This is a genomic window from Streptomyces sp. NPDC102406 (assembly GCF_044765725.1).
In the GTDB taxonomy this organism is placed as follows: domain Bacteria; phylum Actinomycetota; class Actinomycetes; order Streptomycetales; family Streptomycetaceae; genus Streptomyces.
Window position 1 is genome coordinate 78,663 of the sequence record NZ_JBIWKP010000014.1, and the last position, 12,699, is coordinate 91,361.

Sequence of the window (12,699 nt, forward strand, 5' to 3'; positions counted from 1 at the left end):
GTTGTAGCAGGGCAGTTGATATGCTGACGATCCTAGATCGCTGGGCCCAAAGGGGGGTTGAGCTGCGGTGATTCGGATTTTGCTCGCCGAGGACATGAACATGGTCCGCGGGGCGCTGGTCGCGCTCCTGAATCTGGAGAACGACCTGGAAGTCGTCTGCGAACTGGAGCGCGGGGACCAGATCCTCGACGCCGCCCTGGAGGCCAAACCCGACATCGCGGTCATCGACATCGACCTGCCGGGCCTCGACGGTCTCAGCGCCGCCGTCCTGATCAGGGAGCGGCTGCCCGGCTGCAAGACGCTCATGCTCACGAGCCTCGGCCGCCCCGGCACCCTGCGCAGGGCGCTCGCCGCCGAGGTCGACGGCTACCTCCTCAAGGACGAGTCACCGGCCGAACTGGCGCACGCCATCAGGCGGGTCGTCGCGGGCCACCGCGTCATCGACTCCAAGCTGGCCCTCGCCTCCTGGAGCGGCGCGCAGAGCCCGCTGACCGAGCGGGAGACGGAGGTGCTGCGCCTGGCCGCCGAGGGCTCGGAGGCCAAGGAGATCGCCGGCACCCTGCACCTGTCCACCGGCACCGTGCGCAACTACCTGACGACGGTGGTCACCAAGCTGAACGCGCGCAACAGGGTCGACGCCATCCGTATCGCCCGCGACGCCGGCTGGCTCGTCTGACGAGCCGGTCCGACGGCGGTCCGCGCCTACGGCTCCTCGTCGGCGGGGGCCGCCATCCCGGCCGCCGCCAGATAGCGGATGATGCCCTCCGTCATGTGCGGCGGCAGCGGCAGCGCGGCCGTCGCCCGGTCCGGGGTGACCGGCCATGCGAGGAGCGCCACCACGAGCGCCGCCTCGGGCCGGTGCAGCACCACCCGGTGCGGATTGCCGGCCGCCTCCAGGGACAGGCCGTTCTCGTGCATCGTCAGCACCACCCGGCGCGGCAGCCGCACCGGCCGCTCGCCCGGCACCCACACCAGGGTGAACGGCGCGTCCGGCGTCTCGGGGAACACCGACAGGAGCGGGCCCCCCAGATCGTCGACGCCGAGCGTGCGCACCACCAGATGGGAGAGCCGGTCCAGCGCCGGCAGCATCACCGCGTACAGGTCCTCCGGCGTGTCGACGGCGTTGGCGAGGAGGACGGGCCCCAGCTCCATCCGGCGCAGCGCCTCCCGGACCCCGGGCCCGGGCCGCTCCAGGCAGTCCACGCCCCACCGGCTCTTGAGCCGCACCTGGTCCGCTCCCGCGTCGTGCTCGACGATGACGTCCTCGCACAGCGACCACAGATGGACAGTGACGGCATCAGCAGGCATGTCTCCCATCGCCCACCCTCTCCCTTCGAGCGGACCCGCCGCTGACTAGAACGCGGCGAGCGCACGGACCGGCCCGTCCAGGACGGCCTCACCGGCGAGTACCCAGCGATGCAGTTCCTGGAGGCGCCGTGACGGCTCGATGCCCAACTCCCGTACCGAGGTCTCCCGCAGCCGCCGGAACGCCTCCAGGGACTGCGAGGGACGGCCGCTGCGGTAGAGCGCGACCATGAGCTGCGCGTGCAGGCTCTCCTGCAACGGATGCAGCGTGGTGAGCGCGGTCAGTTCACTGACCAGGTGCACATGGCGCCCGAGCCGCAGCTCGGCCTCGATGCGCGACTCCACGGCCGCGAGCCGTACCTCGTCGAGCCGCAGCGCCTCCGCCCGCAACGCCCCCGACATCCGTACGTCGCTCAGTGCCTGCCCCTGTCCCTGCCACAGGGCGATCCCGTCCGACAGCAGACGCACCGCCCGCTCGTCCGCGCCCTCGGCGACCGCCTGCTCACCCCGGCGCACCAGCAGCTCGAACTCCCGGGCGTCCACCCGCACTTCGGGCATGGCCAGCCGGTACCCGCTGTGCCCGCGGCTGAGTACCTGCTTGGGGTCGATGCCGGGCCCGAACCGGGAGACGGCACCGGCGATCCGCTGCCGCAACTGCTTCACGTACGTCTGCACGGCGGCGGCGGGCCCGGCGGGCGGGCACCCCTCCCACAGTTCCTCCGCGATCGTGGCCATGCTCATCTCGCGCCCGGAGCCGACCGCGAGCAGGGCGAGAAGCCTGCGCTGCTTGGCCGCACTGGGGACGATGGACGCACCGCACACGGAAGCCGTGAACGGCCCCAGCAGACCGATCTCCAGATACGCCATGTCAGGTCCCTTCCCTCTGGATGGCGCGAGCCTGACACGCGGCGGTGGACGCCCGACAGTGAGGACGCCACGAGATACGGGTGAATGTTGCGTGCTCCCCCGTATGAGAACTTCACAAGCAGCAGGTGGGAAGGGGTACACGCGGAGGTGAGAGACGTCCCCGGCAGGCTTGTACACATATCGGTCACCGCTCAGAATGGTGACGTGAGACATGCATTCCCCTGCGGGACGCTCCCGCTGGACTTCATCGGCACGCTGCACGCGCGCCGCTCCGACATGCCGACGGCGCGACCCGCACCGGTTCGGTCTCCCAGGGCCTCGCCGCGCTCGCCCGGGAGACGGTCGACATCATCGGCGGCGACGACGGAGCACCCGGAACCGAGGGCCTGCCGCGGTCAGTCGGCTTCGGTGGCCGGGGTCGCGCGGGCCGGCTCGGTGAGGGTGTACATCACGGACCGCTGCTGCTTGTGACGGCGGATCTTCCCCTTGGCGACCAGTGACTCAAGGGTGTTCCGGACGACCTGGGGCGTGGGCGTGCGGTCCGGGTGCTTGCGCACGAGCTCCTCGCGCAGCTCCTTCGCCGGGCGGGGCTCGTCGTACCCGGCGAGCAGCTCCATCAGCAGGGTCCCGAGCAGGGGTTGGCGCTGGGCACTCTCGGCGGCGGGCTTGGACGCCTTGGCGGGCTGCGGACTCTTCGCGGGGACGGGCTCGCTCTGCGCCTGCTCGGGCAGCGGGGAGACGCCCTTGGAGTCCTCGTAGTGCTCGGCGAGGTTCATGATGTCGACCAGGAGGGCTTCCTCCTGCTCCAGCATCTTGAGTTTCTCCGCCAGTTCCCGCTGCCTGCGGCGGTTCTCCTGCAGATCCGACGCGGCCTGCTCCACATACCGCGATCGGAGCGTGGCGGCTGATTGGCTGGTCACAACCGTTCACTCCCTCACTCATGGTGACGCTGGCATGGTGTCCACGCCGAAACGTCGTGGTCCCGGCGGCAGCCGTCACCCCTCACCATACGGGAGACACACGAGACGGAAGACACGTTTCCCACCGCGGCGACCCCCTTGCTCGAACACGTGGGCGACGTTGCGACGGCACACCTACGATCGAGGCTCGTCACAGAGCGCGCCAGATGTTGTCGAACGCGGCGTTCTCCACCGCGCGTTGCTGGCGCACCGCTTCCAGCTCCATCACCGCACCGCCGACCGCGGCCAGGACGGCGGTGACCGCGTCGTCCGTGAACTCCGTTCCTTCGTCGCCCGGTTGCTCCTGCTCGCCGATCCCGGCGGCGGAGGCCAGAGCCGCGAGTACCGGCTCGCCCGACGCCTGTCGCTGCGCGGCCTCGCGGGAGGCCGGTGAGTCGAGCGGCACCCGCCGCTCGGACCGCCGACCGCGCGCGCGGGCCGCCGACCCGGTCCGCTCCAACTCGTCGACGTAGGCCGAGGACAGTCCCCGGCCCCGGCGCCACAGCCACTCCTCGACGGACTCGTACGGCTCCTGCCCGACGAGCAGGGCGGCGGCCTCGTCGAGGAGCCGGTCGCCGGTGGGGGAGGAGGCGCCAGGGACGAGGCGGTCGTCCTCGTCCACCGCGACGACCCGCGCCGCCACGAGGTCGAGGAGTTCGGCCCCGGCGAGGGCGAGGGACAGGTCGCCCTGCTCCACCGGGTGGTCCTGCGGTGCGGACAGGGCGACGATCGCGAGGTCGCGTGCGGTGTTCATACGACAAGTCTCCCTCGTTCCCGGCCGAAGACGAGGTGTCACCGCTCAACCCGGTGACCGCGCGCCTGGTCCCGCAACGCGTAGAACCGCATCGGGGAGTTCGGCTCGAAGCCGATCCCGATCGTCCCGGGACGGAACGGCCGAGGGCGGGGCCGGCCTGATGGCCGCCCCCGCCCTCGGTCGGGTGTGCTGGTGCCGTGCTGGTTCAGCCGCGGATGATGTTCTCGGCCTGGGGGCCCTTCTGGCCCTGGGTGACGTCGAAGGAGACCGTCTCGCCCTCGACGAGCTCGCGGTAGCCGTTGCCGGAGATGTTGCTGTAGTGGGCGAACACGTCAGGTCCGCCGCCGCTCTGCTCGATGAAGCCGAAGCCCTTTTCGGAGTTGAACCACTTCACGGTACCGCTGGCCATACTGCTGTCCTTTTACTTGTGCCCGACAGGGTGCCGGGCTGGGATGTCGAGGGCACCGATCGATGATCACGAACGGGCCTGGCACCGTTGTACCCCGACGACGTGTGCACACACCAGCCCTACGGGCTGTTGGGAGGACCGAGAGTGTCGTCGCCGCCGTCCACCCGGGGGTCCAGGTGCGGTGCCAACTCGCCGCCGAAGGGATGACGGTCGGTGGCCGGGCGGGGCCCGCCGGTTATGAATGGAGGTTCTCGACCCAGCCCCGTACACGAAGGAAATCCCATGTCATCTCGGATCCGCCCCGCCCTGGGCGCGGCTGTCGGCGTCTCGCTCCTGCTGGCCGCCCCGGCGGCGTCCGCCGCCTCCGAACCGGCCGAGTACGTCACCGTCGATCCGACCGGACAGGTGGCCGCCGACGGCACCGTGACGCTGTCCGGCACCTACCGCTGTCAGCACAGCACCGGTCTCACCTTCGTCTCCTCCTCCGTGCGGCAGGGCTCGGAGATCAGGCGGTACGGCATCGGCGGGACCTCGGCCGTCTGCGACGGCGCCGAGCACCGCTGGCAGAACAGCGGCAAGGCCCAGCCCGACGCGGTCAAGCCCGGCGCCGCGCACGTCCAGGCCACCATCATGGAGCTGCGGCTGCGCAACGGTCTGCCGCTGCCGTACTTCCACGCGGTACGCGACCAGGACGTGACGCTGAAGACCCGGTGACCGGCTGAGCGGGCGCTCGCCCGGACGTTCACCCGTTCGGCCTAACGGTGACCGTCCGGTCCCGTCTCCTCCCTGCCTGGCCCTTCGCGCCGACGTGCTCCGCCGGGCCGGGCCGCACCGGTTGCCTCGTACCTTTTTGTGGTGTTTTGGTGAGGTGTTGGGGCACTGCGGTAGTGCCGACATCGATGCGGAGGAGCCAGTGATGCTCACCCTCCAAACCACGAGCCTCGAGCTCGACAAGGAAGTCGTCGAAGAGTTGATGGCCCCCTCGGAAGCGCCGGTCAGCGACGCGCCGATCCCCTCGCTTGAGGACGCCGGTGAGGGCGCCGGTGCCCTGCTGCTCGGGCTGGGGCTGCTGCTCTCGCCGAAGGAGCCCAAGGAGCCGAAGGGCCGGTGATCAGCGAATGCTCACGCACCGCCCACAACGGGTCGGCTGAGCGTTTGGCTCGTCGTGTGCTCGACGCCCTGCGGGGCGCCGGGCACACGGCCGTCGTCGCCGGTCACCTGGAGGACGCCGCCGCCCTCACGCCCCAGGAGCAGGTGGCGGCCCTCGGCGCGGTACGCCTCCTGGGCGCGGACGTCCTGGCCCCCTGCCTGCTGACCGGCCGCACCCCGCCCGCCGAGGAGACGGCCGCACTCGCCGCCGCGCTCGACGCGCTCCCCCCGCAGCAGCCGCCCCCCGCCGCACCGCCCACGGGCCCGGAACCGCCCTGGGTGCGGGGATGGATCGACTGGTCCCTGATCACCGTCCTCGCCCGCCTGGACCCGGCATTCGTGCCACCGGCGACGCCCGAGCCCCCGCCGCCCCCGCACTGCGACGCGCCCACCGCGCCCCGGCGCACCCCCGCCACCGTCCACGCCGACGGCACCCGCCAGGGCTGGGTGCCCTGGTCGGTCCTGATGGGACAGCTCGCCCCGCTCGCCCTGCCCGGCCTCGACGGACCGGTGCATCAGGCCGCGCGCTCCGCCGCGACGGGCCTGGCGCGCGGCGCCACCCGCGCCGTGCTGCGCCGCGACTTCCCCACGGCGGCCCGCGTCACCCGCTGGCTGGCCTGGCTGCACGCGGAGAACGTACGGCTGCCGCTCGACCCCGTGCCGCTGACCGAGCACATCGCCCTGCTCGGCGGGGGCGGGCGCGTCGCCCTGGACACCGCCATCGCCCGCCGACTCCTCGACCAGGGGCCCGCATGAGCCACCCGCCCGCCGGTCTCGCCCACACCGTCAGCTCCCGGGCGCTGCACTGGCTGCACGCCAACCGCCACCACGGCGCCCTCTCCGACCTGCCCGACGCCGACCTCAGCGCCGACCGGGGCGCGTACAAGGCGCTGGGCGAGACGGCGCTGGCCGCCTCACTGGTCCTGCGCGGCGGCGCCGCCGGGACGACCGAGCTCAGCCTCGCCCGCGAACTGCTCGCCTACTGCTGGGAGCAGGCGGGCGAGGGATCGCTCCTGTACGAGCGGCTGCTGCGCTATCCGCTGAAGACGGACCCGCTGGAGACGTACGCGCACTTCAACCGTGGCGGCCTGCGCCATGAGGAACTCGACGAACTCCTCGCCCACACCGCCACCCTCACGTCGACACATGCCTCCGAACATGTGCCCAACCGGCGGCTCGGCGTCGCCAACGCCCTGCGCGTGAGCGGCCTCGACCACGGGGCCGGGGCGCCCGACTGGCCGACGCTCACCCGCGCCACCTGGCTCGGTCACACACCCGACCCGTGGCACATCGACTGGCTGACCGCCTACGCCGTCACCCACACCGTCTACCACCTCACGGACTGGGGGCGGCTGCCCACCGGCGTCCCCGACGACCTCACCGACTACCTGCGCCGCTGGCTCCCGGTGTGGACCGACATCTGGTCGGAGGCCGGGCACTGGGACCTGATGGCCGAGCTGATGATCGTCGACATGTGTCTGCCCGGCTCACACGTCGATCCCGCCGACTGGCAGCGGCTGGCGGAGGTCCAGCACGAGGACGGCATGGTGCCCCGCGACGACCAGCCCGTCGACGACGACCCCGCCCAGCGTTTCGACGACCACCAGCACCCCACCATCGTCGCCGTCATCGCCGGGAATTTGGCGCTCACTCGCGCGCTGGAAAACCCGCAGCCGGCCTGATGCGCCCCGACCGGGCCGCACCGCCCCCGGACACCCCCTGGCCCGCGGCGAGCCGGTGCCTGCCGGCGCTGCTGTCGGCGGCACCGGCGGCCAGCACGGTCGCGGTCGGCCTGCACCACGACGGGCGGCGCGCCTTCTACGTGCACGGCCGTACGGCACACCACGACGGGGTACCGGCGCACGAGGCCACCCGCTTCGAGATCGGCTCCCTCACGAAGACCCTCACCGCGCTGCTGCTGGCCGAACAGGCGGCCCGCGGCGAACTGGGCCCCGACGACCCGCTCTCCCGCCACCTGCCCCCCGGCACCGGCCTGCCGCGCGGCGCGGACGCCCTCACCCTGACGCACCTGGCCACGCACACCTCGGGCCTGCCCCGCCTCCCGCCGGGCCTGGTGCGCCGGGCGGTCCCGCACCTGTTCACCAACCCCTACGCGGTCTTCACCCCCGCCGACACCCTGCGCGCGCTGTCCCGCGCCCGCCTGCGCTCCCGGCCGGGCACGCGCGTGCACTACTCGAACTTCGGCGTCGGCGTCCTCGGCCACGCCCTGTGCGGCGCGGCAGGCACACAGGACTACGGCGCCCTGCTCACCGCCCGCGTCCTGCGCCCCCTGGGCCTGCACGACACGGACTGCGCCGCCACCGCTCCCGCCGGTACGGACCAGGTCACCGGCTACTGGCACGGCCGTCCCCGCCCGCCGTTCGCCATCCCCGGGATGCCCGCGGCCGGGGCCGTCCGCTCCAGCGCCCGCGACCTGCTGACGTTCACGGAGGCGCTGCTCGACCCGGCAGGCACCGTACGGGACGACCCTTTGATGCGAGCGGCCCTGCGCGACACCCTCCGGCCGCGTCTCGCCACCCGGCGCGGCGCCCAGCGGACGTCCCTGATCTGGAACATCCGCCCGCAGCGCGACGGCTCCGTCCTCTACCACCACTCGGGTGGCACCCGCGGCTGCACGGCCTTCGCCGGGTTCGACCCGCACCGGCGCGTGGCGGTCGTCGCCCTGGCCAACTGCGCGCCGGGCCACGGGAACGAGCTGATCCAGCGGGCCTACGACACCTTGCGCAGTGCGCTAGGAGGCCTCGCTGAGGGCGGGGTCGGTGCGCCAGACGAGGGCGAGGTCGGACAGTGACACGCCGAGTACCTCGCTGAGGCGGACGATGGTGCCGAACGCGGGCGTCGGCAGCCGGCCGGTCTCGATCTTGCGCAGGGTCTCGGGGGAGATCTCCGCCGCCAGGGCCACTTCGGCGGGGCTGCGTCCGGCGCGGGCGGTGCGCAACGCGGCCCCGAGGCGTCGGCCCGCCTCGATCTGTTCGGGGGCGAGCGGGTGGCGAACCATGCGCCCATGCTAGAGCCGCAGGTGGCGGGGCGGCAACCAGCTCTCTGGTATAAAAATACCCCCACTGCTGGTATAAATATACCTGTCGGCCGCACCGGGGACATCATCGGTTGCACCAGGGAAATCGAGGAACGCAGTGATCGAGCACAAATCCCCCGTAGACATCGAGCGCATGCGCGTGACGGGACAGTTCGTCGGCCAGGTGCTGGCCGAGCTCGCCGACCTCGCCGAGGTCGGGGTCGATCTGCTGGACCTGGAGCAGCACGCGCGCCGCCGCATCAAGGAGCGCGGCGCGACGTCCTGCTACTGGGACTACGAGCCCTCGTTCGGCAAGGGCCCGTTCCGCAACGTGGTGTGCCTGTCGGTCAACGACGCGGTGCTGCACGGACTCCCGCACCGCTACAAGCTGCGCGACGGCGACCTGCTCACCATGGACATGGCGGTGACCGTCGACGGCTGGTCCGCGGACTCGGCCCGCTCCGTCGTCGTCGGCACCCCCTCGGCGGAGGACCTGCGCCTGATCGAGGCCACCGAGACCGCCCTGGACGCCGCGATCGAGGTCGCCCGCCCGGGCAACAAGCTGGGGGACATCTCGGCGGCCATCGGCGCGGTCGCCGCCGCGTACGGCTACCCGGTGAACCTGGAGTTCGGCGGGCACGGCATCGGCCGCACCATGCACGAGGACCCGCACATCCCCAACGACGGCCGCCCCGGCCGGGGTTGGAAGCTGCGGCCGGGCCTGACCATCGCGATCGAGCCGTGGTTCGCCGCCGGCACCGACCGGATCGTCTACGACCCCGACGGCTGGACGATCCGCTCGGCCGACGGTTCGCGCGCCGCCCACTCCGAGCACACGGTCGCGGTCACCGAGTCCGACCCGATCGTCCTGACCCGCATTGACGGGCCAAAAGACGCTTCATAGCCTCCTTGCGTCCGGCTCCCGGCCGGCGCGTACAGAGAGGACGCCGTACGTGAAGGCGTTGAGGCGACACCCCCGGAGCGGGCCGGTCCTCCTGGCCGTAGGGGCCGCGCTCGCGGCGGCGGCCCTGGTGTGCGCCGGGCTGATACCCGGCGACCCCGACGACCGGGCGACGACCGACGCCCGGCCCCGCACCCTGGAGCAGACGAACGCGGCCCTGTCCCGCCACGCGGCGGAGCAGGGCATGGTCCTCCTGGAGAACCACGACGGGGCGCTGCCGCTCGCCGCCTCCGGCACCGTCGCCCTGTTCGGCGTCGGCGCGTACCGCACCGTCAAGGGCGGCACCGGCTCCGGATACGTCAACAACCGCTACACCGTCGACGCCCGCCAGGGCCTGGAGCGGGCCGGATACCGCGTCACCACCGGCGACGCCTACTGGTCGGCCATGACCCGCGCCTACGACAAGGAGTACGGCGGCACACCCGGCCCCTTCGGCCGCAGGGTCGACCACGCCTCCCTGGAGCAGCCCCTCACCGCCGCCACCGTCCGGCCGACGGCGAGGACCGACACCGCCGTCTACGTCCTGGCCCGCAACTCCGGTGAGAACAAGGACCGTTCCGCGGGCAAGGGCGACTACCTGCTCGCCGACACCGAGCGGGCCAACCTCGAACTCCTCGGCCGCACCTACCGGCGCGTCGTCGTGGTCATCAACTCCGGCGGCATCGTCGACACCAGCTTCTACCGGCAGATCAACGCCGGGCTGCGGGACCCGGCCGGGGGCCGGGCGCTGGACGCCATGCTGCTGATGAGCCAGGCCGGACAGGAGAGCGGCAACGCCCTGGCCGGCGTGCTCGACGGAACCGTCACCCCCTCCGGGAAACTCACCGACACCTGGGCGTCCCGGTACCCGGCCTACCCGGCCTCCGCCACCTTCGCGGGCAACGACGGCCGCACCGCGACCGAGGAGTACGGCGAGGGCATCTACGTCGGCTACCGCTACTTCGACTCCTTCTACCGCTCGATCGACCGGAAGAACCCGGCAGGCGTCGTCACCTACCCCTTCGGATTCGGTCGCTCCTACACCGAATTCAGCGTGCGGGCCCGGCAGGTCCGCGCGGACGCCAAGAAGGTGACGGTCCGCGCCGAGGTCACCAACACCGGTCGCCGCCACAGCGGCCGGGAAGTCGTGCAGGTCTACGTCTCCGCCCCGCGGACCGGCGCCGACAAGGCGTACCAGCAGCTCGCCGGGTACGTGAAGACGGACGAGCTGGCCCCCGGCGCCTCGCAGACCGTGACGGTCGACTTCGCCCCCGCCTCGCTGGCGTCCTACGACGTGTCCCACGCCGCCTGGGTCCTCGACGCGGGCGACTACCTGGTCCGGGTCGGCACCTCCTCCCGCGCCACACATGTGGCCGCCCGACTGCACCTGCCCGAGCGAGTCGTCACCGAACGGACCCACCACGAACTGGACGACCAGGGACCGGCCCGCGAACTGTCCGCCGACCCGGCCGACTTCTACACCTACGCCACGGAGAAGAAGGAGATCGCCGCCGCCCGGCGCATCGCCCTCGACCCCCGCTCGTTCCGCACCGCCGACACCTCCTCCCCGTACGAGCAGGACGTCACCGTCGGTCCGGACTCGCCCTATCACGCCCTCGACGGCGCGAAGATCTCCTCCACCACCGTCTATCTCGACCGCGACCAGAAGAACTGGGAGAAGACCGGCGCCCCCTACGCCCCGAAGACCGGCGAACACGTCACGTACGTCGAGACGGACCCCGCCGCCACCCTCTTCGACGTGGCCAAGGGCAGGACATCCATCGAGCGGTTCGTCGCCGGACTCTCCGTCGGCCGACTCGCCGAGCTCGTGGAAGGCACCGACTCGGGAGGCAGCACCCGTTCGGCGGTCGGAGCCGCCGGTTACACCACCGGCGCCCACGAGGACCTGGGCATCCCGAGCATGACCCTCGCCGACGGCCCCGCGGGACTGCGCCTCACCCAGAAGGTCCCCACCACCCCGGCCACGTACCAGTACGGCACGGCCTGGCCGATCGGCACACTGCTCGCGCAGACCTGGGACCGGGACCTCGTCCGCCGGGTCGGCCACGCCGTCGGCAAGGAGATGAACACCTACGGCGTCTCCCTCTGGCTGGCCCCGGGCATGAACGTGCACCGCGACCCGCTGGGCGGCCGCAACTTCGAGTACTACTCCGAGGACCCGCTCGTCTCCGGTCTCACCGCCGCCGCCACGACCCGAGGCGTGCAGAGCAACCCCGGCGTCGGTGTGACCATCAAGCACCTGGCCGCCAACCAGCAGGAGACCGACCGCCTCACCGGCAACTCCGTGGTGAGCGAGCGGACGTTGCGCGAGATCGAGCTCAAGGGGTTCGAGATCGCCGTCGAAGCCGCCCAGCCCATGGCCGTCATGAGCTCGTACAACAAGCTCAACGGCACCTACGCCGCAGGCGACTATGACCTTCTCACCGACGTGCTGCGCGGCGAATGGGGCTTCGAGGGCCTCGTCATGAGCGACTGGGGCGGCGCGCACGGCGCCACCGCCACCATGTACAGCGGCAACGACCTCATCGAGCCCGGCGGCAAACCCTCCGACATCGTCGACGCGACCCTCAGGACCCCGCCCACCCTCGACCTCACCGGCCTGCCCGTCATCACCAGGACCGTCAGGAAGGGCACCGGTTCGACCAGTTACGCCGTCCGGCTCGGCGCACTCACCCTGGCGGCAGGTGGCACCACCACCGTCTCCACGACGGTCGACGCCTCCACCGACCTGTCGGGGACACCGCTGTCCGGCACCACCACGATCGACGCGATCAACAACAGGACCCACACCGCCGACCCCGGACCCACCTCGGTCGACGACGCCTACCGGGCCGTGCGCACCCGGCTCGCGTCCTCCGCCCTCACCCCCGCCCAGAAGGCGGCGATCCGGGTCACCGACGTGCGCCGCGCCTCCGGCACCACCGGCCCGGTCACCGCGTACACCGTCACCCTGACCGGCGACTACCCCGCCGCCACCCGTCACACGATGCGCCTGGGCGACCTCCAGCGCAGCGCCGTCCGTATCCTCACGACGGCGTCCAGGACCTCGGCGTTCGGACAACTCGCCGCGGACCGACACATCCGGGGCATCTCCGTGGGCTCGTACACCAAGCGGTTCAAACACCTCGACCCGGTGGTCACGTTCTCGAAAAGCCGGGTCGTCCGCCCGCCCCGCACACACTGAGGTGGCAAACATCACACTCGCCGACGCCCGTGCAACCTACGCCCGATCTCGCCTGTCTACCGGAAAGAAGGTGC

The 12,699-nt window shown here is 71.9% G+C and carries 14 protein-coding genes; 8 read left to right on the forward strand and 6 right to left on the reverse strand.

Annotated elements, in window-relative coordinates; all coding sequences use genetic code 11:
- The first annotated feature begins 67 nt into the window (after positions 1–67).
- Positions 68–676: a DNA-binding response regulator gene (locus ACIRF8_RS34060; protein ID WP_404221420.1), complete on the forward strand. Its 609-nt coding sequence runs from the start codon at positions 68–70 to the stop codon at positions 674–676.
- 26 nt (positions 677–702) lie between these two features.
- Here ACIRF8_RS34060 and ACIRF8_RS34065 read toward each other — a convergent pair whose 3' ends face one another.
- The 5 genes from ACIRF8_RS34065 to ACIRF8_RS34085 form a co-directional block, all read right to left on the reverse strand.
- On the reverse strand, positions 703–1,308 hold the full coding sequence (locus ACIRF8_RS34065; protein ID WP_404221422.1) for an NADH oxidase: 606 nt from the start codon (positions 1,306–1,308) through the stop codon (positions 703–705).
- 45 nt (positions 1,309–1,353) lie between these two features.
- Positions 1,354–2,172, reverse strand: a complete 819-nt coding sequence (locus ACIRF8_RS34070) for a BTAD domain-containing putative transcriptional regulator (protein WP_404221424.1) — start codon at positions 2,170–2,172, stop codon at positions 1,354–1,356.
- 395 nt (positions 2,173–2,567) lie between these two features.
- Entirely contained in the window at positions 2,568–3,092 is a 525-nt protein-coding gene (locus ACIRF8_RS34075) for a hypothetical protein (protein WP_404221426.1), read from the reverse strand.
- 190 nt (positions 3,093–3,282) lie between these two features.
- Positions 3,283–3,885: a GPP34 family phosphoprotein gene (locus ACIRF8_RS34080; protein ID WP_404221428.1), complete on the reverse strand. Its 603-nt coding sequence runs from the start codon at positions 3,883–3,885 to the stop codon at positions 3,283–3,285.
- Positions 3,886–4,090: 205 nt separating this feature from the next.
- Positions 4,091–4,294 carry a cold-shock protein gene (locus ACIRF8_RS34085; RefSeq protein ID WP_404221430.1) on the reverse strand — a complete coding sequence of 68 codons (204 nt, stop codon included), beginning with the start codon at positions 4,292–4,294 and terminating at the stop codon, positions 4,091–4,093.
- Positions 4,295–4,576: 282 nt separating this feature from the next.
- Here ACIRF8_RS34085 and ACIRF8_RS34090 point away from each other — a divergent pair, with 282 nt between their 5' ends.
- From ACIRF8_RS34090 to ACIRF8_RS34110, 5 genes are all read left to right on the forward strand, one after another.
- Positions 4,577–5,008, forward strand: coding sequence for a DUF6299 family protein (locus ACIRF8_RS34090; RefSeq protein ID WP_404221432.1), 432 nt, complete (start codon positions 4,577–4,579; stop codon positions 5,006–5,008).
- A gap of 202 nt (positions 5,009–5,210) precedes the next feature.
- The gene (locus ACIRF8_RS34095; RefSeq protein WP_404221434.1) at positions 5,211–5,405 is read left to right on the forward strand and encodes a hypothetical protein; all 195 of its coding nucleotides are present in this window, start codon (positions 5,211–5,213) and stop codon (positions 5,403–5,405) included.
- Positions 5,406–5,449: 44 nt separating this feature from the next.
- The gene (locus ACIRF8_RS34100; RefSeq protein WP_404221436.1) at positions 5,450–6,199 is read left to right on the forward strand and encodes a hypothetical protein; all 750 of its coding nucleotides are present in this window, start codon (positions 5,450–5,452) and stop codon (positions 6,197–6,199) included.
- Positions 6,196–7,125, forward strand: a complete 930-nt coding sequence (locus ACIRF8_RS34105; protein ID WP_404221438.1) for a DUF6895 family protein — start codon at positions 6,196–6,198, stop codon at positions 7,123–7,125. The genes ACIRF8_RS34100 and ACIRF8_RS34105 overlap by 4 nt, the downstream gene beginning before the upstream one ends.
- Positions 7,125–8,255 carry a serine hydrolase domain-containing protein gene (locus tag ACIRF8_RS34110; RefSeq protein ID WP_404221440.1) on the forward strand — a complete coding sequence of 377 codons (1,131 nt, stop codon included), beginning with the start codon at positions 7,125–7,127 and terminating at the stop codon, positions 8,253–8,255. Before ACIRF8_RS34105 ends, ACIRF8_RS34110 begins: the two co-directional genes overlap by 1 nt.
- Here ACIRF8_RS34110 and ACIRF8_RS34115 read toward each other — a convergent pair.
- Complete coding sequence (locus tag ACIRF8_RS34115) at positions 8,196–8,462, reverse strand: helix-turn-helix transcriptional regulator (RefSeq protein ID WP_404221442.1); 267 nt, start codon at positions 8,460–8,462, stop codon at positions 8,196–8,198. The genes ACIRF8_RS34110 and ACIRF8_RS34115 overlap by 60 nt on opposite strands.
- Positions 8,463–8,598: 136 nt before the next feature.
- Between ACIRF8_RS34115 and map the strand changes: the two genes are divergently transcribed.
- Both map and ACIRF8_RS34125 read left to right on the forward strand, forming a co-directional pair.
- Positions 8,599–9,384 (forward strand): type I methionyl aminopeptidase, encoded by a 786-nt coding sequence (gene map, locus ACIRF8_RS34120; RefSeq protein ID WP_404221445.1) that lies wholly within the window; start codon positions 8,599–8,601, stop codon positions 9,382–9,384.
- A gap of 49 nt (positions 9,385–9,433) precedes the next feature.
- Positions 9,434–12,625: a glycoside hydrolase family 3 protein gene (locus tag ACIRF8_RS34125; RefSeq protein ID WP_404221447.1), complete on the forward strand. Its 3,192-nt coding sequence runs from the start codon at positions 9,434–9,436 to the stop codon at positions 12,623–12,625.
- The last annotated feature ends 74 nt before the right edge of the window (positions 12,626–12,699 follow it).